17 protein-coding genes are annotated in these 23,411 nt (G+C 68.9%); 9 read left to right on the top strand and 8 right to left on the bottom strand.

What is annotated here, in order from left to right; all coding sequences use genetic code 11:
• Positions 1-37 precede the first annotated feature (37 nt).
• Both V5F74_RS19500 and V5F74_RS19505 read right to left on the bottom strand, forming a co-directional pair.
• Positions 38-664 (bottom strand): hypothetical protein, encoded by a 627-nt coding sequence (locus V5F74_RS19500; RefSeq protein WP_394009734.1) that lies wholly within the window; start codon positions 662-664, stop codon positions 38-40.
• An 89-nt stretch (positions 665-753) separates the two neighbouring features.
• The gene (locus V5F74_RS19505; protein WP_394009735.1) at positions 754-1,437 is read right to left on the bottom strand and encodes a TetR/AcrR family transcriptional regulator; all 684 of its coding nucleotides are present in this window, start codon (positions 1,435-1,437) and stop codon (positions 754-756) included.
• Between the two features lie 144 nt (positions 1,438-1,581).
• Between V5F74_RS19505 and V5F74_RS19510 the strand changes: the two genes are divergently transcribed.
• The 6 genes from V5F74_RS19510 to V5F74_RS19535 all read left to right on the top strand — a co-directional run bounded on the left by V5F74_RS19510 (position 1,582) and on the right by V5F74_RS19535 (position 9,197).
• Positions 1,582-2,844 (top strand): HlyD family secretion protein, encoded by a 1,263-nt coding sequence (locus V5F74_RS19510; protein ID WP_449361632.1) that lies wholly within the window; start codon positions 1,582-1,584, stop codon positions 2,842-2,844.
• Between the two features lie 21 nt (positions 2,845-2,865).
• Entirely contained in the window at positions 2,866-4,473 is a 1,608-nt protein-coding gene (locus tag V5F74_RS19515) for a DHA2 family efflux MFS transporter permease subunit (RefSeq protein WP_374252186.1), read from the top strand.
• Positions 4,474-4,735: 262 nt separating this feature from the next.
• On the top strand, positions 4,736-5,380 hold the full coding sequence (paoA, locus tag V5F74_RS19520; RefSeq protein WP_394009736.1) for an aldehyde dehydrogenase iron-sulfur subunit PaoA: 645 nt from the start codon (positions 4,736-4,738) through the stop codon (positions 5,378-5,380).
• Positions 5,377-6,327 (top strand): FAD binding domain-containing protein, encoded by a 951-nt coding sequence (locus tag V5F74_RS19525; protein ID WP_394009737.1) that lies wholly within the window; start codon positions 5,377-5,379, stop codon positions 6,325-6,327. The genes paoA and V5F74_RS19525 overlap by 4 nt, the downstream gene beginning before the upstream one ends.
• Positions 6,328-6,330: 3 nt before the next feature.
• Complete coding sequence (paoC, locus tag V5F74_RS19530; protein WP_394009738.1) at positions 6,331-8,544, top strand: aldehyde oxidoreductase molybdenum-binding subunit PaoC; 2,214 nt, start codon at positions 6,331-6,333, stop codon at positions 8,542-8,544.
• Between the two features lie 209 nt (positions 8,545-8,753).
• Positions 8,754-9,197 carry an SRPBCC family protein gene (locus tag V5F74_RS19535; RefSeq protein WP_029556523.1) on the top strand — a complete coding sequence of 148 codons (444 nt, stop codon included), beginning with the start codon at positions 8,754-8,756 and terminating at the stop codon, positions 9,195-9,197.
• 77 nt (positions 9,198-9,274) lie between these two features.
• On the opposite strand, the gene V5F74_RS19540 is transcribed toward V5F74_RS19535, so the two are convergent.
• Together V5F74_RS19540 and V5F74_RS19545 are read right to left on the bottom strand one after the other, a co-directional pair.
• Positions 9,275-9,958, bottom strand: a complete 684-nt coding sequence (locus V5F74_RS19540; RefSeq protein WP_394009739.1) for a Fe2+-dependent dioxygenase — start codon at positions 9,956-9,958, stop codon at positions 9,275-9,277.
• A 67-nt stretch (positions 9,959-10,025) separates the two neighbouring features.
• On the bottom strand, positions 10,026-12,380 hold the full coding sequence (locus V5F74_RS19545; protein WP_394009740.1) for a TonB-dependent receptor: 2,355 nt from the start codon (positions 12,378-12,380) through the stop codon (positions 10,026-10,028).
• Positions 12,381-12,853: 473 nt separating this feature from the next.
• Between V5F74_RS19545 and V5F74_RS19550 the strand changes: the two genes are divergently transcribed.
• Positions 12,854-13,711, top strand: coding sequence for a tetratricopeptide repeat protein (locus V5F74_RS19550; protein WP_394009741.1), 858 nt, complete (start codon positions 12,854-12,856; stop codon positions 13,709-13,711).
• Here V5F74_RS19550 and V5F74_RS19555 read toward each other — a convergent pair whose 3' ends face one another.
• The 4 genes from V5F74_RS19555 to V5F74_RS19570 all read right to left on the bottom strand — a co-directional run bounded on the left by V5F74_RS19555 (position 13,712) and on the right by V5F74_RS19570 (position 20,962).
• Complete coding sequence (locus V5F74_RS19555; RefSeq protein WP_394009742.1) at positions 13,712-15,727, bottom strand: MacB family efflux pump subunit; 2,016 nt, start codon at positions 15,725-15,727, stop codon at positions 13,712-13,714.
• Positions 15,728-15,740: 13 nt separating this feature from the next.
• Positions 15,741-17,018: an efflux RND transporter periplasmic adaptor subunit gene (locus V5F74_RS19560; RefSeq protein WP_394009743.1), complete on the bottom strand. Its 1,278-nt coding sequence runs from the start codon at positions 17,016-17,018 to the stop codon at positions 15,741-15,743.
• A 10-nt stretch (positions 17,019-17,028) separates the two neighbouring features.
• Complete coding sequence (locus V5F74_RS19565) at positions 17,029-18,555, bottom strand: efflux transporter outer membrane subunit (protein WP_394009744.1); 1,527 nt, start codon at positions 18,553-18,555, stop codon at positions 17,029-17,031.
• A 193-nt stretch (positions 18,556-18,748) separates the two neighbouring features.
• On the bottom strand, positions 18,749-20,962 hold the full coding sequence (locus tag V5F74_RS19570; protein WP_394009745.1) for a PepSY domain-containing protein: 2,214 nt from the start codon (positions 20,960-20,962) through the stop codon (positions 18,749-18,751).
• Positions 20,963-21,234: 272 nt separating this feature from the next.
• Between V5F74_RS19570 and V5F74_RS19575 the strand changes: the two genes are divergently transcribed.
• Together V5F74_RS19575 and V5F74_RS19580 are read left to right on the top strand one after the other, a co-directional pair.
• The gene (locus V5F74_RS19575) at positions 21,235-21,954 is read left to right on the top strand and encodes a response regulator (RefSeq protein WP_024281143.1); all 720 of its coding nucleotides are present in this window, start codon (positions 21,235-21,237) and stop codon (positions 21,952-21,954) included.
• The gene (locus V5F74_RS19580; protein WP_374250026.1) at positions 21,951-23,390 is read left to right on the top strand and encodes an ATP-binding protein; all 1,440 of its coding nucleotides are present in this window, start codon (positions 21,951-21,953) and stop codon (positions 23,388-23,390) included. The genes V5F74_RS19575 and V5F74_RS19580 overlap by 4 nt, the downstream gene beginning before the upstream one ends.
• Positions 23,391-23,411: the final 21 nt, after the last annotated feature.

Here is a 23,411-nt window from a genome sequence, read left to right on the forward strand (position 1 = left end):
CGGGGGGCGGTTTGGCACCTTCAGACCGCGGTGCCGCTCATCCCCGCGCCGCCATCCGCGGCGCATAGCCGGCCCGCAGCACCGCCACCGTGGGCCGGGGCGTGAGCACGGTGGCGTCTGTATCCGGGATCGGGACAGGCGCGCCGTAGCCGGCGTGGCTCCAGCGATGGAGCGCGCCGGCCTCCACGAGGAAGGCCTCGCCCGGCCGCTCGTCCAGCGCCACGAAGGTGCCGGCGGGCAGATCGCGCAGGGCGGCGACGTGCGTCACCTGATGGCCGCGCGCGATGCGGGCCTTATGCAGCGCCTTGTCCATGTCGCCAGCATGCAGGGGAGCATCGTCGGGAATGGCGAAGGCCCGGCGCCACGCCTGCTTGAACGCCTGATAATCCGCATGCCGGCATTCGCCGCAGGGCCGATGACCGGCGGCCAGCGCCACCGCCTCGTCCATGAAGAAGAGCGGCGTGTAGCGGCGCGGATCATCAAGATCGATCCGCCGGCCCCGGAAGGATGTAACGCAGCACACCCAGCCGCGCGCGTGCCAGATCTTCTGCGTGCCGTCCCGCCGGCGCAGATTGCCCCGGTTGCCCATGAGCAGGCCGCGCGCGGGCACCGCCTCGAACATGCCGAGGGGCGTCACCCGGTTCTGCCGGTGCGTCGCGGACAATCGGTTCTCCCGCGCAGGGGAATGCGATGGCCAAAGATACGGCCGGAAGCCGGTCAGGCCCACCCGAAACGCCCGCGAACGCGAGGGCTTCAGCCGGCGGGCTTGTCCTTCGGCCCGTAGGCGGCGAGGAACACCCGGACGGCGCGGCCGACCGTGCGTTCGATGTCCTCGGGCGTCGGCCCTTCGGACACGCCGAACATGAGCGCCTTCACCTGATTGCCCTGGCACAGGTTGAAGAACTCGAAGGCGGCGGCCTGGCAGTCGTCCACGTCGAGCCGGCCGAGTTCCACCTGCCGCTGGAGCAGTTCCCCGAGACGCCGCCCGCCGTAGCAGGGGCCGGTCTCGAAGAAGGTCTGGCCGATGGCCGGAAACTTCTCCGCCACGCCGAACACCATGCGCACGAGGCGGATGTGGTTCGGCCGGATCATCATGCTCATGAAGGACACGCCGATGCGCTTCAGCAGGCTCTCCACGTCCGCGTCCGCCTCGTCGAACTCGAAGAGACGTTCGGCGGACTGGCGGCGGTCCGCCTCCACCAGCGCGCGGAACAGGTCCGCCTTGCTCTGGAAATAGACGTAGATGGTGGCCTTGGAGACCGAGGCCGCGCGGGCGATCTCGTCCATGCTCGCGCCATCGAAGCCCTTGTGGAAGAAGACGCGGCGGGCACCGTCGATGATGTCGAGGCGCTTCTTCGCCTCCATGTCCTGCTCGGCGGGAGAGGGGGCGTTCCCGTCCGTGGCGCGCGCCTTGGCGTGTTCGAGTGCCTCGTTCATGTCCGCCCTCCTTCGGCGGGTTCCTGCATGGGACCGTTCCAACATTTTGTCAAAGTAATTGACTAAACCGTTCAGTTCAATATGATGACTCCAGATTTTGACTAAACCGTTCAGTCAGGCCCCAGCTGGCCGGGAGAGATCAAGGTGGCTCAGATCATCAGGAATGAAGCGGCGGCGCCCGCTTTTGCACCCGAACCGCAGCCGGATGCGCAGGCCGAACCCCCCTCGGCCGGCGTGACCGTGCTCAAGGCGCGGCGGGAGGAGACCCATCCCGCCGCGCCTGCGGTGGAAGTGGAGGCTCCGGCCGACGCCAAGGACCCCTCGAAGGCGCGCTCGCGCAAGCCGCTCATCTTCGGTTCGGTGCTGGCGGTGCTGGTCGCGGCCGGCGGCTGGTACGGGATGCACTGGTGGCAGGTGGGCCGCTTCCACGTGTCGACCGACGACGCCTATGTGGCGGCCGACACGTCGGTCATCGCGGCCAAGGTCGGCGGCTACGTGAAGAGCGTGGACGTGGAGGCCAACCAGTGGGTCAAGGCCGGCGACGTGATCGCCCGCATCGATGACGGCGACTATCGCCTCGCCCTCCAGGCGGCGGAGAACAAGATCGCCACCCAGCAAGCGACCCTCCTGCGGTTCGACCAGCAGGAGACGGCGGCCCGCGCCACCGTCGACCAGATGAAGGCGCAGCTGGCCTCGGCCGAGGCCGACCAGAAGCGCGCGCAGGCGGAATTCGACCGGCAGGACAAGCTCGCCCGCTCCGACTTCGCCAGCCGTTCCACCGTCGACAATGCCCGCGCCGACAAGGACAAGACCGCCGCCAGCGTGGAGGCCGCCAAGGCCGCCATCGCCTCCGCCGAGGCGCAGGTGGTGGTGCTCGCCGCCCAGCGCACCGAGGCGTCCCATGTGCTCGACGAGCTGAAGACCGCCCGCGATCAGGCGCAGCGCGACCTCGACTTCACCGTGGTGCGCGCGCCCATCGATGGCGTGGTGGGCAACCGGGCGGCGCAGGTGGGCCAGCTGGTGCAGACCGGCACGCGCCTCGTGGCCGTGGTGCCGCTGGAGGGCGTTTATGTGGACGCCAACTTCAAGGAGACCCAGCTCGGTCGCCTGAAGCCCGGCCAGAGCGTGGATGTCTATGTGGATGCCTATCCGGACCATGAGTTCGCCGGCAAGGTGGTGAGCGTGTCGCCGGCCTCGGGCTCGGTGTTCAGCCTGCTGCCGCCGGAGAACGCCACCGGCAATTTCACCAAGATCGTGCAGCGCATTCCCGTGCGCATCGCCATCGATCCCAGGGTGCTCGCCAAGCGCGAGCTGCGCCCCGGCATGTCGGTGACGGCGACGGTGGACACCAAGTCCACCCCGCCCACCTCCACGGCCGCCGCGCCCACCCCTTCGCCCGCGTCCTGAGCCCGAACGGGAGTCGCGGCCATGGCCGACACCCTGACACTGAAGCCATCCGCGGCCGGCGCCCCTCCGGCCGCGCCTCCTGCGGCCCCCGCCGCGCATGTGGACGGGCGGCGCATGTTCGCCTTCCTGTGCATGGTGTTCGGCATGTTCATGGCGATCCTGGACATCCAGATCGTCTCCGCCTCGCTGGCCGAGATCCAGGCGGGCCTTGCCGCGTCGTCGGATGAAATCTCCTGGGTGCAGACCAGCTACCTCATCGCCGAGGTGGTGATGATCCCGCTCTCGGGCTTCCTGTCGCGGGCGCTGTCCACGCGCTGGCTGTTCGCGGCCTCGGCGGCGGGCTTCACGCTCATGAGCTTCATGTGCGCGACCGCCTCCTCCATCAACGAGATGATCGTCTACCGCGCGCTGCAGGGCTTCCTCGGCGGCGGCATGATCCCCACCGTCTTCGCCGCCGCCTACACGGTGTTCCCGCGCGAGAAGCAGCCCATCGTGGCGCCCATGATCGGCCTCGTGGCGACGCTGGCGCCCACCATCGGCCCGACGGTGGGCGGCTATCTCACCGACCTGTTCTCCTGGCACTGGCTGTTCCTCATCAACGTCATCCCCGGCATGTTCGTGGTGCTGGCGGCGGTGACGCTGATCGACTTCGACGAGCCGGATTTCGCGCTGCTCGACAAGTTCGACTGGTGGGGCCTGCTGTTCATGGCCGGCTTCCTCGGCAGCCTTGAATTCGTGCTGGAGGAGGGGCCGACCAACGACTGGTTCGAGGACCAGACCATCGTCGCCTTCGCCATCGTGTGCGCCGTGTCGTCCCTCGCCTTCTTCGCCCGCGTCTTCTCCACCGATCATCCGGTGGTGGACCTGCGCGCGTTCGAGAACCGCAACTTCACCATCGGCTCGGCCTTCAGCTTCATCATGGGCATCGGGCTCTACGGGCTCACCTATCTCTATCCCGTCTTCCTCGGCCGGGTGCGCGGCTACTCGGCGCTCATGATCGGCGAGACCATGTTCGTCACCGGCATCGCCATGTTCCTCACCGCGCCCATCGCCGGGCGGCTGATGACCAAGATCGACCCGCGCCTCATGATGGGCGCCGGTTTCGCCGCCTTCGGGGTGGGCACGTGGTGGGTGACGTACATCACCAAGGACTGGGACTTCTGGGAGCTGCTCATCCCGCAGATCCTGCGCGGCGTCGGGCTGATGATCGCGATGATCCCCATCAACAACATCTCGCTCGGCACCATGCCGCCGGCGCAGATGAAGAATGCGTCCGGCCTGTTCAACCTCATGCGCAACCTCGGCGGCGCGGTGGGGCTCGCGCTCATCAACACGGTGCTGAACAACCGCTGGGACCTGCACCTCGCCCGCCTCCACGAGCATGTGGACTGGGCAAGCTCCACGGCGGTGGAGCGGCTCGACACCATCACCGCCGGCCTCGCCCGGCTCGGCTCGGATGCCTCGGCGGCGGCGCTGAAGCAGATGGCGGCCATGGTGCGCCAGCAGGCGCTGGTGATGGCCTTCTCGGACGTCTTCTACCTGCTCACCTTCCTGTTCGTCGCGCTGGTGATCGCCGCGCCTCTGATGAAGCGGCCCAAACCCGGCGCCGGAGGCGGCGGGGGCCACTGAGAGGTTCCGGCGCCGGCGGCGCGATCATCACTATCTCCCATGCCCGGACGAGGCCCGGCCCGCGCGCGCCACGGCCTGACGGTTCCGTGATCCCGCAGTGCGGAACCGCGCGTCCGCGCCGGCGTTGGACGCCGGTTCGGCAGGCGTCGTCTGGCCGGCCGGCCCAATCCATGCGCATCCTGACGGCAACGGCCGCGCTCGCGCCGCTCCGCATCCGATTCCATCAGCCACAGGCACCCGTCCGAAGGAGGATCAGGCACCCATGGCGCGCTCCCATGATCTCGATATCAACCGGCGTGAGGTGATCCTCGCCGGGGCCGCCACCGCGGTCGCCTCCTCCCTTCCCGGCGGCGCCGAGGCCCAGCCCGCCGCCCTGCCGGGGGCATCCGGCCCCAACCACGCGACGGTCTCCCTCACCGTCAACGGCGTCATCCGCGAAGTCGAAGTGGATACCCGCACCACGCTGCTCGACCTGCTGCGCGAAACCCTCCACCTCACCGGTACCAAGAAGGGCTGCGACCACGGCCAGTGCGGCGCCTGCACGGTGATCGTGGACGGGCGGCGGATCAATTCCTGCCTGTCGCTTGCGCTCATGCACGAGGGCCAGAGCGTCACCACCATCGAAGGGCTGGGCACGCCCGATCAGCTCCACCCCATGCAGGCGGCCTTCGTGGAACATGACGGCTACCAGTGCGGCTATTGCACCCCGGGGCAGATCTGCTCGGCGGTGGCGGTGATCGCCGAGGTGAAGGCCGACATTCCGAGCCACGTCACCGATGACCTCACCGCACCGGTCGAACTCACCGAGGCGGAAATCCGCGAGCGCATGAGCGGCAACATCTGCCGTTGCGGCGCCTATTCCAACATCGTGGAGGCCATCGTTGAGGTGGCGGGGAGGCGCGCATGAAGCCCTTCACCTACGAGCGCGCCCTGACGCCGGCCGCTGCGGCGGGAGCGGCGGCGGCGACCCCCGGCGCCCGCTTCATCGCCGGCGGCACCAATCTGCTCGATCTCATGAAGCTGCAGATCGAGACGCCGAGCCACCTCATCGACGTGAACGGCCTCGGCCTCGACCGCATCGAGGCGACGGACGACGGCGGCCTGCGCATCGGCGCGCTGGTGCGCAACACCGATCTTGCCGCCGACGCACGGGTGCGGCGGGACTATCCGGTGCTCTCCCGCGCCCTGCTGGCGGGGGCCTCCGCGCAATTGCGCAACAAGGCGACCACCGCCGGAAACCTGCTCCAGCGCACGCGCTGCCCCTATTTCTACGACCCCGCGCAGGCCTGCAACAAGCGCGCGCCCGGCAGCGGCTGCGCGGCGCTCGGCGGCTATTCGCGCCAGCTCGCCATCATCGGCGCCAGCGAGGCCTGCATCGCCACCCATCCCAGCGACATGGCGGTGGCGCTGCGCGCCCTCGACGCGGTGGTGGAGACCGTCGGGCCCACCGGCACCACGCGGCGGATCGCCATGGCGGACTTCCACCGCCTGCCCGGCGACACCCCGCACATCGAGACCGCGCTGGAGCCCGGCGAGCTCATCACCGCCGTCACCCTGCCGAAGCCCGTGGGCGGGCGGCAGATTTATCGCAAGGTGCGGGACCGCGCCTCCTACGCCTTCGCCCTCGTCTCCGTCGCGGCGGTGATCCAGGAGGACGGCACGGGGCGCATCGCCCTCGGCGGCGTGGCGCACAGGCCGTGGCGGGTGGAAGAGGCGGAAGCCGAGCTGCCGCGCGGCGCCAAGGCCGTGGCCGAGCGCCTGCTGGCCGGCGCCAAGCCCACCCCCGACAATGCCTTCAAGGTGACGCTCGTGGAGCGCACCCTTGGTGCCGTGCTCGCGGACGGGAGGAATTGAGCCATGAAGTTCGAGACACCCGCCGCCGACAATCCCATCGACCAGCTGAAGATCATCGGCCAGCCCGTCTCCCGCATCGACGGGCCATTGAAGACCACCGGCACCGCGCCCTATGCCTATGAGCGGCACGACGTGGCCCCCAATGCCGCCCACGGCTTCGTGGTCGGCGCGACCATCGCCAGGGGCCGCATCACCGCGCTCGACACGTCGGCCGCGGAGGCGGCGCCGGGCGTCGTCGCCGTGGTCACGGCTGCCAACGCGGGGCCGCTGAAGAAGGGCAACAACAATACGGCGCTGCTCCTCGCCGGCCCGGAGGTGGAGCACTATCACCAGGCAGTGGCGCTGGTGGTGGCCGACACGTTCGAGCAGGCCCGCGCGGCCGCCGCGCTGGTGAAGGTGGACTATGCGCCGGCCGAGGGCGCCTTCGACCTCGCCAAGGCCATGGAAGGCGCCGTTAGACCTGAGAAGGGCGACGGCATGGGCGGGGCGGCCGACACGGCCGTGGGCGATTTCCACGGCGCCTTCGCCGCCGCCCCGGTGCGCCTCGACGCCACCTATTCCACCCCCGACCAGACCCACGCCATGATGGAGCCATACGCCTCCACCGCCGCCTGGGACGGCGACCGGCTGACGGTGTGGACCTCCAACCAGATGATCGAGTGGGGCCGCAGCGACCTCGCGCGCATGCTCGGCCTGCCCAAGGACAGGGTGCGCCTGATCTCGCCCTATATCGGCGGCGGCTTCGGCGGCAAACTGTTCATCCGGGCCGATGCGCTGCTCGCCGCGCTGGGCGCGCGGGCGGCGGGGCGGCCGGTGAAGGTGGCGCTGCATCGTCCGCTGATCGTCAACAACACCACGCACCGCCCCGCCACCATCCAGCGCATCCGCATCGGCGCCGGGCGGGATGGGCGCATCACCGCCATCGGCCACAAGAGCTGGTCCGGCGACCTGCCCGGCGGCGGGCTGGAGACGGCGGTGAACCAGACGCGCCTGCTCTATGCCGGTGCCCATCGCCTCACCGCCATGCGGCTCGCCACCCTCCATTTGCCTGAGGGCAACGCCATGCGCGCCCCCGGCGAGGCGCCGGGCCTGATGGCGCTGGAAATCGCCATGGACGAGATGGCGGAGAAGCTCGGCATCGACCCGGTGGAGTTCCGCGTCCTCAACGACACCGAGCGCGACCCCGAAAACCCCGACCGCCCCTTCTCCCAGCGCCAACTGGTCGCCTGCCTGCGCCTCGGCGCGGAGCGGTTCGGCTGGAGCCGGCGCAATCCGAAGCCCGGACAGGTGCGCGACGGCGACTGGCTGGTGGGCATGGGCATGGCGGTGGGCTTCCGCAACAACCTGCTCATGAAGTCCGGCGCGCGGGTGCGGCTCGATGGCGAGGGCCGGGTGACGGTGGAAACCGCCATGACCGACATCGGCACCGGCAGCTACACCATCCTCGCCCAGACGGCGGCGGAGATGATGGGCGTGGGGCTCGACAAGGTGCGCGTGGTGCTGGGCGATTCATCGCTGCCGGCGTCCTGCGGCTCGGGCGGGCAATGGGGCGCCAACAACGCCACCTCCGGCGTCTACGCCGCCTGCATGAAGCTGCGCGAGGAGGTGGCCCGCACCCTCGGCTTCAATTCCAAGGAGGCGGTGTTCGCCGATGGCGAGGTGCGCGCCGGCAACCGGGCCGTGCCGCTGGCTCAGGCGGCGGGCGCGGACGGGCTGACGGCGGAGGACACCATCGAATATGGCGACCTCGGCAAGCGCTACCAGCAATCCACCTTCGCCGGCCATTTCGTGGAAATGGCGGTGGATGCGGCCACCGGCGAGGCGCGGGTGCGACGCATGCTGGCGGTGTGCGCGGCGGGTCGCATCCTCAACCCCAAGACCGCCCGCAGCCAGGTGATCGGCGCCATGACCATGGGGGTGGGCGCCGCGCTGTTCGAGGAGCTGGCGGTGGACCGCCGCCACGGCTTCTTCGTCAACCACGATCTCGCCGGCTACGAGGTGCCGGTGCATGCGGACATCCCGCACCAGGAGGTGATCTTCCTCGACGAGACCGACCCCATGTCCTCGCCCATGAAGGCGAAGGGCGTGGGCGAGCTCGGCCTGTGCGGGGTGGGCGCGGCAGTGGCCAATGCGCTCTACAACGCCACCGGGGTGCGGGTGCGGGACTATCCCATCACCCTCGACAAATACATCCACCGCCTGCCCGAGGTGGGGTGAGCGGAAAAACGGCGCGCGGGTGTCGGGTGCGGCGCGCGCCGTTCGTCCTTTTGGGGTGACGGGCGGCGCCGCCGCCTCTAGAGCGCGATCCGATCAAATTGAATCAATTTGATCGGTGAATCGCCCTCTCACTTTAAGAAAGAGAACGCGTGATCCGATCTGATCGCGATGCGATCAGATCGGCGCGTGCTCTGACAGGGAGAAGAGACATGCCCGGCACCGTTCGCCTGCACCGCATCCTCACCACCAGCCCGGAGAAGGTCTATCGCGCCTTCATCGAGGCCGATGCGCTCGCCAAGTGGCTGCCGCCCAACGGCTTCACCTGCACGGTGCATCATCTCGACGCGGTGGTGGGCGGCACCTTCCGCATGTCGTTCCGCAACTTCACCACCGGCCACAGCGACGCCTTCGGCGGGGAGTTTCACGAGTTGGTCCCCGGCGAACGCGTGCGCTACACCGACCGCTTCGACACGCCCGCCCTGCCCGGCGATATCGACGTGACCATCGTGCTGAAGAAGGTCTCCATGGGCACCGAGGTGGAGATCACCCAGACCGGCATCCCGGACGTCATTCCCGTCGAGGCCTGTTATCTCGGCTGGCAGGACTCCCTGCGCAATCTGGCGCGGCTGGTGGAGCCGGAGATCAACCAGTAGCGCCTTTGCCGGCAGGGCGGCCGCTCGGGTGCCGCGCGCGGGCTTTCCCGTGCCTTCGCTCAAGCGCCGCGCGGGCTTTACAGCTGCGCCCAGCTCCGGAGCAGGTTGTGATAGACGTTGGTGAGCTGGAGCACCGCCGGCTCGTCGTCCGGCAGCCGGCTGCGCACCGCCATGATGGCGAGGTCTAGGTCGTAGAGTAGCGCGCGGCGGCCATCGTCCGGGATCATGGACTGGGTCCAGAAGAAGGAGCCCCAGCGGCTGCCGCGGGTGATCTCGCGCACGCTGTGCAGGCTGCTGGCGGGATAGACCACCGCATGGCCCGCCGGTAGCTTCACCTCGTGGACGCCGTAACTGTCCTCGATGAGGAGTTCGCCGCCATCATAGTCGGCGGGATCGGTGAGGAAGACGGTGGTGGAGACATCCGCCCGCATCCGCCGCCCGGCGCCGGGGATGGCCCGGATGGCGCCATCCACATGGGCGCCGAACTTCATGCCCACGTCGTAGCGGTTGAACATGGGCGGCAGCACATGGAGCGGCATGGCCGCCGAGTTGAAAATCCCGTTGCGGCCCAGCGCCCGCAGGATGAGATCACCCAGCTCCTGCGCCTCGGCCGACTCCACCGGAATCTGCAAATTCTGCTTGGATTTCGCCGCCTGCGCGCCGGCCGTCACGCGGCCGTCTATCCAAGGCGAGCCCTCCAGCACGCGGCGGCAGTGGGCGACCTCGGCCGCGGTGAGGAGATCGGGGATTTCAACGAGCATCGCGCATCCAGAAACCGGCAGCGTCGGCCCGGCCGTGTCGACCGCGCCGACGCCGTTTTCGTGACGATCAGAAGGTGTAGCCCACGCTCAGCGTGAACGAGCGGCCCGGCGCGGGAACGGCGCGGTTGCCCCAGCCGGCCGAATAGTTCAGCGCATTGGTGAGGTTGTAGCCGTTGAGCGCCACGCGATACTTGTCGTGCTTGTACGAGATCAGCGCGTCGAGCGAGAAGGTCTCGGGAATGATGGCCGTGTTGGCGCTGTTGGTGAAATAGCCGTCGGCGTAGGTGATGCCGCCGCCCACCAGAAGCTGGCCGGGGATGGCCCGCACCACGCCGCCCTTGATGAGGTCGTAGGTGGTCCAGAGCGTGAAGTTGTTGGGCGAGACGAAGGGCACTTCGTTGCCCACATAGCTCAGCGTGGTCGAGGTGAGGATTTCGCTGGAATAATAGGCGTAGCCGGCCTGGATGGTCCAGGCGTCGGTGATGGTGCCGGTCACGCCCAGCTCGATGCCCTGCACCCGCTGGTTCTCACCACTCTCCACCGAATTTCCGGTCACGGGATCGGTGTAGAAGACGTTGCTCTTGTTGATGCGGAAGACCGCGCCGGTGAGCCCGAGCCTGCCGTCCAGCACCGAGACCTTGGCGCCGGCCTCCCACGTCTCGTTGTCTTCCGGCTCGAGATTGTTCTGCACCGGGTTGACCACGGTGACGTCGTTGGTGGGAAAGCCGCCCTGCGGGCTGAAGGACTTGGCGTAGGAGACATAATAGGTCTGGGTCTTGGTCGGCTCCCAGATCAGCGAGGCCTTGGGGCTGAAGAAGCGGGTGTTGGAATCGGCGTTGATCCAGGTGCCCTTGCTGTTCTTGCAGCCCGGCACGGTGGAGGTGCCCTGCGCGTCCACGCACCAGTATTTGTAATCGGCCGAATAATTGTCCCAGCGGATGCCGCCGAGGATGGAGAGCTGGTCCGTGAACCAGATGCGGTCGCTGGCGAAGGCGCCGAAATCATAGCTGTTGCTGATCTTCTGGCCGTTGTTGCCGAACGGATTCTCGTAAAGATAATAGCCGGTCGTGTTCTCGTAGACCGGGAGCCAGATGGTCGAGAGGCCCTTCGAGCCGTTGAGGGAGAGCAGGTTGCGGCTGTCGTTGACGAAGTAATAGTCGATGCCCGTCACCAGCTCATGCCTGAGGAAGCCGGTGTTGAACTTGGCGGTCATGGTCGCGACATTCTCGGCCGCGAGACTTTCCTGCAGATAGCCCGGATTGCCGCCGCCGAAGGTGATGGCCGGGTTGTTGCCGGCGAAGAACTGCCCCGTGCAGCTCGCGGCGTAGGTCTTCGGCGTGGCCGGCACCGTATTGGTCGAGCCGTTGCTGCAGCCCGGCACCGAGGCGGCGAAATCGCGCGTGTAGTAGCCGACGCGGCTGTCGTTGGTGAAGGTCAGCCAGTCGTTGATCTCGTTCTTGTAGTTCGCCGTGAACATGTTGGTGTCGGTGATGTCGCGGTCCGTCACCTTGCCGTAGAAATTGGAGCGCGGAACGCCCCATTCCGTCACCGGCACGCCGATGGCGCCGAACTTCTTCGCATCGTTGAACAGCGGCGTCACGATGGGCACGCCATAGTCGGGCGTGCGGTCGCCGTGCTGGTAGAGATAGTTGAGATAGAGCGTCTGGCTGGTGCCGAGGCCGAAGCCCAGCGAGCCCATGAGGCCCCAGCGGTTGGCCTCCACATGGTCGCGGTCCACGATGTCCTGGGCGTTGAACATGCCGACGATGCGGGCGGCCGTGGTGTCGTCGATCTGCTTGTTGAAGTCGAACACGCCGCGATAGAGCGGCCCGGAGCCGAACTGGCCGTCCACGTCATACTTGTCGCCGCGATGCGCCTGCTTCAGCTGCATGTTGATGGCGCCGCCCGTGGTGCCGGAACCGAAGCTTTCCGAGCTTGGCCCCTTGAACACCTCCACGTTCTCATAGGCGAAGCTGTCGCGCACATAGACGCCGAAGTCGCGCAGGCCGTTGATGAAGACGTCGCCCTTGGCCTGGAAGCCGCGGATGCGGAACTGGTCGCCGTTCATGCCGCCGCCGCCCTCGCCGATGCCGACGGTGACGCCCGGAACATTGCGCAGCGCCTGCTCCAGCGTGGTCACGCCCTGCTGCTGCATGGTCTGCTGGGAGATGACGGTGACGGTCTGCGGCGTGTCCTGGAGGGTGCCGGGCAGGCGCGAGAGGCCGGTGGTCGCCTCCAGCGAATTGACCGGCTCGCCATCGGCATCGACCACGATGGTCGGCAGGTCCGTGTCGGTGCCGGCGGGCGCGGTCGCCTGCTGCGCGAAAGCCTCCATGAACGGCACGGCCGACAGGCCCATCACAAGGCCGGCGCCCACCGTCGAACGCGACATGGTGGGCCGAAGTGTGCTCAACGCTCCCATGATCTTTCCCCGTAAGGTGAGATGCCCGGCGATGCTTGCGGCGGCGCGCTGCGGGCTGGTTTCGGCAATAGTCGAGCACTGACGGAACGGGCGTCAGGGCGGTGTCTGCAATAATGAGCGCAAGATGAGGAGTTAAGGTCTGTTTCGGACCATGACAAAGCAAAGCCTGACTGTAGGCGTGCCACCCCTCAACCGGGCGGCGGCACGTATATGGAAGTCATCATTCTGTTACGTGACGTATAGATGCCCCGCATTCCGCAGCGCAACAACTATGTTTTTGATCTGGTCCAAGGTGGGCCGAAAAGTGGCGGATGGAGATATGGCAATACTCAATGATACATATCGGTACACCGCCTGAAATCATTCAAAACAAGAACTGTTCCATTTAAGAACTGCGCGCCTCGGCTTGACATGAAGGTGGGTCGCGACGGTCTATCGCCCCGGCATGCCCCTCGGGGCGCGGCGGGCCGGGCATGGGCGACGAGCGGATTTCCTACAGCGCCCTGAAGGGCATGAGCGCGGACGAACTGCGCGCGGGGCTGGCGGCGGAGCCGGCGCGGAGCGTCGCGCTGGTGCGGGCGGCGGCGCACAACGGCATCTTGAGCGCGCAGGTGGTGTACGGCCAGATGCTGCTCGACGGCACCGGCGTCGCGCGCGATCCGCAAGCCGCGTACCGCTGGTTCGTCATCGCCGCCGATGCCGGCAGCCTCGACGGCGTGAACATGGTGGGCCGCTGCCATGAGCTGGGCTGGGGCGTGCCGCGCGACCTTGAGGAGGCCGGGCGCCGCTATCGCGCGGCGGCGGACGAAGGGCATGTGTGGGCGCAGTTCAACCTCGGCACGCTGCTGGTGAATGCCGCCGATTTCGCCGTTGATCCGGCCCTTGCGCTCCACTGGTTCGTGCGGGCGGCGCGGCGGGGGCATCCCAAGGCCATGGCCATGGTCGGCCGGTTTCTGGAGCAGGGCTGGGGCCGGCCGGCCGATCCCGTGGCGGCGCGCCGCTGGTATCGCCGCGCGGCGCTCGGCGGGGATTATCGCGGCCAGTTCGACTATGCCCGTACGCGCTATGCGGACGGCGCGGCGGAAGAGGCGCGCGCCTGGTTCGCGCGATCCATCGAGACCGCCGTCCCGGACTTCTGCCGGCTGGCGGCCGAGGGCCTGCGCGCGTCCGGCGATCCCGCGCTCGAAGCCATCGCCACGCGGGCGCTGGAGCGGGTGCGCGCGGCCGAGGACGCGCAGGCCGCGGCCGACAGAGACGAGGCGCAGGCCCGCGCCGCTGCCCGCGCTGCCCGCCCGCGCCGCGGCTTCGGGCGCTGGCTGCGCAGGCGCTGATCAGTCCCGCGCCAGCGCCGCCACCGGGTCGAGGCGGGAGGCGTTGCGCGCCGGCAGATAGCCGAAGCCCACCCCGATCAGGCTGGAGCACACCACGGCGGCGATGATGGAGCTGGCCGAATAGATCAGCGTGAAGTTCGAGCCCGAATAGGCGAACAGCACCCCGAACCCCAGCGCCAGCGCGATGCCGGTGACGCCGCCCACGAGGCACACCAGCACCGCCTCGATGAGGAACTGGTTGAGGATGTCGCTCTGCCGCGCCCCCACCGCCATGCGCACGCCGATCTCGCCCACCCGCTCCGACACCGACACCAGCATGATGTTCATCACCCCGATGCCGCCGACGATGAGGGAGATGACCGCGATGGCGGCGATCAGCACCGTCATGGTCTCGGTGGTGGCGGTGATGGTGTTGCGAATGTCGTCGGTGTTGATGATGAAGAAGTCCTTGGTGCCGTGCCGCTGCAGAAGGAAGCGCGTCACCTGCTGCTCGGCGACATCCATGGGCGCGTCGTCGGCCACCTTCACGGTGATGGAGCGCAGCGAGGTGGAGCCGACGAAGCGGGATTGCACCGACGTGTAGGGCAGATAGACCGAGAGGTTCTGGCTGGAGCCGAACCCGCCCTGCTGCGGCGCCGCCACCCCCACCACGCGGGCGAACACGTCGCCGATGAGGATGACCTTGCCGAGCGGGCCGCCGGGCACGTCCGCGAACAGGGTCTTGCGCGTGTTCTCGTCGATCACCGCCTCCAGGGTGCGGGCGCGCACGCTGTCGGCGTCTAACAGCCGGCCCTGCGTCAGCCGCACGCCCTTGGCGGCGAAATAGCCCTCGCCGACGCCGTTGATGAGGGCGCTGGCCTCGGTGCCGCCGAAGCGCACGGTGGTGGATTTGGAGACGGTGGGCGTCACCGCCGCCACATAATGCTGGCGGGCGAGGGCGTCGGCATCGGCCACCACCAGCGTGGTGATCTTGCCCGATCGTGTATCGCCGAAGGTGCGGCCGGCGAAGATCTCCAGCGTGTTCGTGCCGAGGCTGGAGATGTTGGCGAGCACCTTCTGTCGCGAGCCCTCGCCCAGCGCCACCACGCACACCACCGAGGCGATGCCGATGATGATGCCGAGCATGGTGAGGAAGGTGCGCAGCCGGTGCGCGTTCATGGCCAGCAGCGCCATGATGAAGGCTTCATAGAGCCGGTCGCCGAAGGCCCGCCAGCGGGCGATGCGCGAGGGCGGCGCGGCGGCGGCCCTGGGCACGCTCACCATGCGGGTACGGGCGGCGGCGGAGGGACGGTCGGCGACGATCTCGCCGTCGCGGATCTCGATCACGCGCTGCGCCCGCTCGGCCACCTTCATGTCGTGGGTGACGATGATGATGGTGCGGCCTTCCGCATTCAGCTCGTCGAGGATGCGCAGCACCTCGGCGCCGCTCCGGGAATCCAGCGCGCCGGTGGGCTCGTCGGCGAGGATCACGTCGGCGCCGTTCATCAGGGCGCGGGCGATGGACACGCGCTGCTGCTGGCCGCCGGAGAGCTGCCCCGGCCGGTGGCCGGTGCGGTCCGCCATGCCGAGCCGGGCGAGGATGGCTTCGGCCCGCTCGCGCCGCGCCTCGGCATTGGCGCCGGCATAGACGGCGGGGATTTCCACATTGCCCAGCGCCGAAAGCTCGCCGAGCAGATGGTAGCGCTGGAAGATGAATCCGAAATGCTCGCGCCGGAGCGCCGCCAGCTCGTCCGGCTCCAGCGCCGCCGTCTCCTTGCCGCTCACCCGGTAGCTGCCGGAGGTGGGCCGGTCGAGGCAGCCGAGGATGTTCATGAGGGTGGACTTGCCCGAGCCCGAGGCGCCGACGATGGCCACCATCTCGCCGCGGGCGATATCGAGGTCGATGCCCTTGAGCGCGGCGATGGTGCCCTCGCCGGAGGGATATTCGCGCCATACGCCCTTGAGCTGGATCAGTGGCGCTTCGCCGGTTTCCGCGAGAGGCGGAGCGAGGGATAGGTTCATATTGGGCGCGTTCATGCCCGCCGCTCCCTCACAGCCCGCCCATGGGCGGCCGGCGGGGCGGGCCGCCGGCGCCGCTGCCGGACGCGCCGGGCACGGCCTCGCCCGTCACCACCCGCTCGCCCTCGGAAAGGCCGGAGCGGATCTCCGCCGTCACCTTGTCGTTGAGGCCCACCTCCACCGGGCGGCGCTCCACGGTGCCGTCGCCATGCAGCACGCGCACGCGCCAGCCCTTGCCGGCCCGCTCCAGCGCGGTGGAGGGCACGGTGAGCACGTTCTCGGCCCGGCCGAGGATGATGTGCACCTCCGGCGTCATGTAGGTGCGCAGCCGGCCCTTGGGGTTCGGCACGTCGAACACGCCGATATAGTAGATGGCCGCGGAGGTGGTGGCGGACGAGGAGGACGACGAAGAGCTGCTGGTGGTGGAGAAGCTGCTGTCGTTCTTCAGGCTCTCCGGCGCCGGCTCGATGAAGCCCAGCTTGGCATTGTGCCGTTCGTCCGGCGCGCCCACCACGGTGAACCACAGGGGCATTCCGGGCGCGACCTTGATGATGTCGGCCTCGGAGATTTCGGCCCGCACGGTCATCACGTCGAGCTGGCCGAGGATGGCGACGGTGGGCGCTGTCTGGGTCGCGTTCAGCGTCTGGCCCTGCTGGGCCACGAGGGCGAGCACCGTGCCATCGGCGGGGGCGGTGATCTGCGTGTAGCCGAGATTGGCGCGGGCGGTGTCCACCGCCACCTGCGCCGAGATGATCTGCGCATCCAGCGCCGCGAGCTGGGCGCGCGTCACCTTCACGGCGGAATCGGCCGCCTCGTAGTCTGCCTGCGAGACCGCCTTCTGCGCCACCATGGTCTTCTGGCGGGCGAGGGTCTGCTCGTTGAGGACGAGGGTCGCCTCCTTCTCCGCCTTCTGCGCGCGGGTGTTGGCCAGCGCCGCCTCGGCGGTGCGCAGAGAATTCTCCTGGGTCACGGAATCGATCTGGGCGATGAGGTCGCCCTTCTTCACCTTGTCGCCCAGCTTCACGTTGATGGCGAGGATGCGGCCGGAGGCCTGCGAGCCCACCGCCACGAGGTTGGAGGGCTTCAGCGTGCCGGAGGCCAGCACCGTCTCCTCCACGTTGCCGCGGGTGACGGGGGCGGTCATCAGCCCGGAGCCGGGCACCGGAGCCGTGTAGCGGCTGTAGCCATAGGCGCCGGCGGCGATCAGCAGCGCGAGCAACCCCCAGCGCCACAGCCGGCGGGGCTTCTTCTTCGGCCGGGTGGTGGCGGGCGCCGTGCGGGTTTCGTCGAGGGGAGGCAAGGCGTTCACGGCAGCACCGTCATGGCTGGGCGCTCCCGTCGGGGCGCGCGAGTGGCGCGATGCGGGCGAAGTGGGGGCCGGTGTTCTGGTCCACCACCTCAGGTCTGGAGGTGTCGACCACCCCGTCCCAGCCGCCGCCGAGCGCCTTGTTGAGGGCGATGTAGTATTTCGTGGTCGCGACCCGGCTCTGGATGAGCTGGGTCTGTGCGGAATAAAGCGAGCGCTCCGCGGTGAGCACGTCGAGGAAGCTCGTGGAGCCGTTCTCGTAGAGCGCGCGGGAGAGCCGCGCCGCCTCCCCGTAGGAGGTGACGGCGATGGTCAGCTTGCCGGTCTTGAGGCGCTGCTGGGAGAGCGAGACGGAGGCGTTCTCCACATCCTCCAGCGCCGTCAGCACGCTCGCCTGATAGGCGATGAAGGACACGTCGCGATTGGCCTCGGCGAGGTCCACCAGCGCCTTCAATTGCCCGCCGGTGAAGATCGGCACCGTGAGCGTCGGCCCGAATGCCCAGCTGATGGACGAGGCGCGGCCGAGATCGCCGAGCCGTGAGCCGGTGGCGTTGATGTTGCCGGTGATGCTGATGGAGGGATAGCGGTTCGCCTCCGCCTGCCCGATGAGGGCGGTGGACTGGCCGAGCGCGCGTTCCGCCGCCCGCACGTCCGGCCGGTTGGTCAGGACGTCGGCGGGAATGCCGCGCGGCACCGGCAGGCGCGGGGTCGGGACCGGCCTGACCCGCGACAGGCGCAGCATGAGCGCCGCCGGGGGCTGGCCGGTGAGCACGGAGATGCGGTGGATGGCCGCCGCGAGGGACGCCTCCAGCTCCGGGATGTTGGCCTCGGTGGAGGCGACGAGGCCGGAGGCGTTGGCGAGGTCCACGGCCGAGGCGGCACCGGCATCGAGCTTGCGCCGGGTCAGCGCCTCCGTCTCCTTCTGCGAGGCGGCGGTGCTGCGGGCGAGGGCGATCTGCGCCTGATAGCCGCGCACGTCGGCATAATAGGAGGCGACATCACCCACCAGCGTCAGCAGCACCGCGTCGAGGCTGTTGACCACCGCATCCACATTGTAGGCCGCCGCCTCCACCCCGCGGCGGTTGGCGCCGAACAGGTCGACCTCCCAGCTGGCATCGAGGCCCGCCTGATACTGGCCGTAGCCGTTGGACACGGTGATGTCGCCATTGGGGCTGACCCCGCCGCCGCTGTCGCCCCGCGTGCCGGAGGCATTGCCGGTGATCTGCGGAAAGAGCGTTCCCATCTGCTGGTGGTAGGAGGCGCGGGCGGCCCGCACATTGGCCTTGGCGGTGGCGACATCGAGATTGCCGGCGACCGCTTCCGTCATCAGCGCATCGAGCATGGGGTCGCCCATGCGCCGCCACCACGCCTTCAGCTGGGGCGCCGCCTCCCCCTTCTTGGCCGTCACCCCCCAGTGGCCGGGGAGGGTCAGCTCCGGCGTATCGTATTCCGGCCCGACCGCGCAGGCGGAGAGGGTGAGCGCGACCAGGACGCCCAGGGTCGCCCGCAGGGATCCCGCCCGTCGAGGCCGCCACCCCACCGGTCTCTCCCCCACGGGTCTCGCGACCGGGGGACATCCGGCCGGAGAGGGGGCCGCCGGGTCGGTCTGGCCGTCTAAACCATGCACGCGCAACCTGCCTTCCCGCCCCGAAATTGAATCTCGTCCCGAACCTGCACCGAATGCCGCCCTGACACCCACCTGACACCTGGTGAAAGTGCGCCAATATGCGCCATCAGTTGAACGTGTCCACGCGGACCCGCCCTTCGGCGACCCACTGCCCGATCTCCGCCCGCGCGGCCTCCGGCTTCAGCCCGCCTTCCGTCACCAGCACCTGCGCAAGGTTTTCCAATACCGCCTCCGCCATGGCCCGGCGACCGCAGATATAGACGATGGCCTTCGTCTCAACGAGCCATTCAAATACCTCCGCAGCATGCTGCCGGAGCCGGTCCTGCACCCGCGCGCCGTCGTCGGAATCGCGCGAGAATGCAGTATCCATGCGGGTCAGCGTGCCATCGGCGAGGGCCGTCTCGAACATATCGCGCCACAGGAAATCGCCGTCACGATGGCGGTTGCCGAAGATCAGCCACGCCGGCCCGGCCCGCCCCGAGGCTCGCCGCTCCGCGATGAAGCCGGGGAAGGGCGCGATGCCAGAACCGGCGGCGATCATCATGATGGGCCAGGAGGGATCGGCCGGCGGGTTGAAGCCGGGATGCGGATCAAGCCGAGCTTCAACCGTAACCCCTTGTTCCGCTTCACGTAGCAAGAAACCGGAGACCCGCCCGAGATGCCGTGCGCCATCCTCTGCGGTCCATTCATGCAGCCGGACGGTGAGGGCGATGCGGCGCGGATCGACCCGGCTGGAACTGCCCACCGAATAGGAACGCGGCCGCTCTCCCGCACCCGCCGCGATGCGCACCAGATCGCCAGGGCGGAAGGCGAGATCTTCCGCGCTCTGCAGAAAAATCTTCCATGTTTCTCGCGTGTTGTCGGTATCGGGCACATCGAGGCGCTGGCGGTCGGCGACGGTGAGGGCGAGCGGCGGCGAGACCGCCGGCAGGCCGGCGATGGTGCAGTTCAGGGCGAGGTCGCCACGCACCGCGTCCACCCAGGCGAGGAAGGCGCCGGACGGATCGCCATCGGCCTCCCGAAGCGGCAGCGCCTCGACCCCACCCGCCGCCAGCAGAGCCTCCCTCATGCGCTGGCCACCGCCGCAGAAATTGGCGTAGCTGCGGTCGCCCAAGGCGAGCATCGCGAAGCGTATCCCCTTGAGATCGCTGGCTTTCATCCTTTTCAGCAAGGCGCGCGCACCGTCCGGCACCTCGCCCTCGCCGGTGGTGGAGGCAACGAGGAGGACGAGGGGAAAGCGGGCGATGTCGGCCGGCTTCAGCGCGCCGAGGGGCGCCAGCGTCGCCTTCTCCCCACCCGCGATCAGCCCCTCGAACACCGCCCCCGCCAGACGCGCGGCGGTGCCGGTCTGGCTGGCGTGCGCGACGAGGATATCGCCGCCGGCCGCCACCGGCCGCACCCGGTTGCGGGCCCTGCGTCGCACCCAGGAATAAACCCCCGTGACCGTAAGGCCCAGAAGAACCATAGAAATTCCGAAATTGAGCGTGCCGGACCACGCCCCGCCCCAGGTGCCCTCATGGATCTGCTTGACGAGGCCCGGGCCGCCGACAAGCGGCGTGACGCCGGTATCGGTGACCACAAAGCCGCCCCCGTTCCGGCCGGTCGCATCCGGCGCAATCTGCAGCATCACCGTGCCGCCCCGGAACCGGCGGGCGCCGGCGAGACGGCTCAGGTCGAGATCGGGCCCGGCGATGGCGAGCGCCTGGGTGATGCTCACCGGGCGCTTGGCACGCGGCAGTTCGGGCCGCGATCCGGTGCCGATGTGCAGCGAGAGCATCACCGCCGTGACCGGCGAGGTCAGCGTGAGCGGCAGCAGGAGCCAGCCTATGGCCGTGTGCCAGCCCATCAGGCTGTTGCGGAAGCGCAGCCAGGCGAGGAAGGGCCCGGCCACCATGATCCCGAGCATCAGGAAGCTTGCGATCTCCACCACGATGCCGAGGCCGAGCAGCAGCGTCTTGTGCAGTCCCTCGGCGGTGCGGAAGATGTCGATGCCGCCGGACGGCGCGGGGGTGTGGGCGCCGCTGGCGACGTCCCAGCGGCCCGCGACGGCCGGGTCCTGTGACAGGACCTGCAGCACGCGGCCGCCTTCCACCACGCTGATTGCGCCGGGTTTTCCGGTCCTCTCGATGGTGCCGATGATCTGGGTGAGGGCGGCGACGTCCACCGTCGTGCCGGGCTGTGGTCCCTGTCCGCTGTTCACGATGGGCCGGAAGGACAGCACCGCGCCGGTGACGATGATGACGAGGAAGACGGGCGTCAGGATCAGCGCGATCCAGCGGTGGAGAAAGATCAGCGTGCGGCGCACGGCGGCAAACGACATCTTTGCAACTCCAGACGAAACCTGAGCGTGCTGGCTGGACGCGCGGGGCGGTCTGGCTACGGGGTTCGCTGCGGATGTTCATGCCTTATCCGCGTCCGGAAAATTTGTCCCGCAGCGGTCGCTTCGTAAATGTTCGTCCCACGCGGCGGCGCTGATACAGTTGGATACAATTTCGCGGTGGCCGGGCGCCTGCCGGTCGGCTCAAGTCGCACCGAAGGGAACGCGGCCGGCGCCCGCGTCCCAACCCGAGAGAACGGCAGCCCAACGGCAAGATGGAACGCACGCCGCACATCCTGGTCGTCGACGATCATCGCGAAATTCGCGAACTCCTGGCCAAATACCTGACGCGGAACGGGTTTCGGGTCAGCGTCGCATCCGGCGGCGTGGACATGCGCCAGCAGATGCGCACCGGCACCTTCGACCTCGTGGTGCTCGACATCATGATGCCGGGTGAGGACGGCCTGACTTTGTGCCGCCAGCTCCGGCAGGCGAGCGACATTCCCGTCGTGCTCCTCACCGCGGTGGCGGAGGAGACCGACCGGATCGTCGGGCTGGAACTGGGCGCCGACGATTACGTCACCAAGCCGTTCAATCCGCGCGAGCTGCTCGCCCGCATCCGCGCCATCCTGCGCCGGGCGCAGGGGCCGGCGCGGGCGCAGCAGGGCGATCCCGCGCTCTACCGCTTCGACCGTTGGCAGCTCGATCCCGGCCGGCGCGTGCTGCTGGACGAGACCGGCAGCGAAGTGCGTCTCGGCAGCGCCGAGTTCCGCCTGTTGCTCGCCTTCGTCACGCGCCCCTCGGTGGTGCTCTCGCGCGACCAGCTGCTCGACATCACCGCAGGCCGCCCGGCCCAGGTGTTCGACCGCAGCATCGACAACCTCGTGAGCCGCCTGAGGCGCCGCATCGAGCGCGACCCGCAGAACCCCACCCTTATCAAGACGGTGTGGGGCGATGGCTACGTCTTCGCTGCGCCGGTGGAGGTGGAGGCGTGAGAGGGCTTGCGAACCGGCTTTTGCGGTTCCTCTGGCCCGGCAGCCTCGCCGGGCGGCTGGTGCTGCTGCTGGTGGCGACTCTGGCGCTGGCGCAGGTGCTGCTGGTGCTGGTTCTCCAGAGCGAGCACGACGCGGTGGTGGCAGGCATCGTGCGCGGGCAGGCGCTCAGCCAGACGGTGACGCTCACCCGCCTCATCGAATCCATGCCGCAGGAGCAGGCCGACCGGCTCGCAGGTGCCTTCACAACGCGCGGCACCTGCGCATGGGTTTCCGCCGACCCTCCCGACCCGCATGAGATGACCTCCACGGAAGAAGGGCTCGCCCGCCTCCTGTCGCGGCGCCTGCATGGCGTCGGCAACGGAGCGCCGGCGGTGCACATCGACACCGACGGCCAGTGGGACAGCCGCTGCCCCGAGCGCAGCAGCGAGGACTTTCCTTGGCTGCGCCGTGGCACGGGTGGGCCCAGTCGCCCTCTGCGGCCGGGTCTCGGCGTTGTGGCGCTCAGCGTGCCGCTCTCGGGCCAGCGCTGGCTGCATGTAGATGCGGTGGTGGGGCTGCCGGGCATCTGGAGCCGGCCCATCGTGCTCTCCTTCCTCATCTCGGCGCTGGCCGTCTCCCTGGTGACGGTGGCCTGCGTGCGGTTTCAGACCCGCTCCCTGCGTTCCCTTGCCGATGCCTCCGAACGGTTCGGCCGCGGCGAAAGTGTCCCGCCGCTCGACGTGCGGGGACCGTCCGAGGTGGCGGCGGCGACGCGCGCCTTCAACACCATGCAGCAGCGCCTCAGCCAGTTCGTGCGCGACCGCATGCGCCTGCTCGCCGCCATCAGCCATGACCTGCGCACGCCGCTCACCACCTTGCGTCTCAAGGCGGAGTTCGTGGACGACGTGGAGGTGCGCAACGACATCGTCGCGACGATTGACGAGCTGGTCGCCATCTGCGAGGCGACCCTCGCCTTCACCCGCGCCGAAGCGACCAGCGAGGAGACCCGGACGGTGGACATCGCGGATCTGTGCGCGGACGTGGTGGAGGAATTTGCTGGTGTCGGCGCAGATGCGGGGATGGCGGACCAGATGGCCGCTCACGTCCTGCTGCCCTGCCGGCCGGTCGCCATGCGGCGGGCCTTGCGCAATCTCGTGGACAATGCGGTGCGCTATGGGCGCCGCGCTGAAGTCACGGTTGGCCAGACAGGGCCGGGCACCGTCTCCATCCGGGTCGAGGACGACGGGCCGGGCCTGCCGGAAGATCGTTTCGAGGACGCGTTCCAGCCCTTCGTGCGACTGGAACCCTCGCGCAGCAGCGAGACCGGCGGCATCGGCCTCGGCCTCGCCATCGCCCGCAGCATCGTCAAGGCTCACGGCGGCGAACTGACCCTCGCCAATCGCCCCGGCGGCGGCCTCCGGGCCGAGATCGTGCTGCCGACGGCCATGCAAAGCTGAAGGCTCGCTCTTCAGCCCGGC

Source organism: Xanthobacter aminoxidans (assembly GCF_043193615.1).
GTDB classification, from domain to species: Bacteria; Pseudomonadota; Alphaproteobacteria; order Rhizobiales; family Xanthobacteraceae; genus Xanthobacter; species Xanthobacter aminoxidans.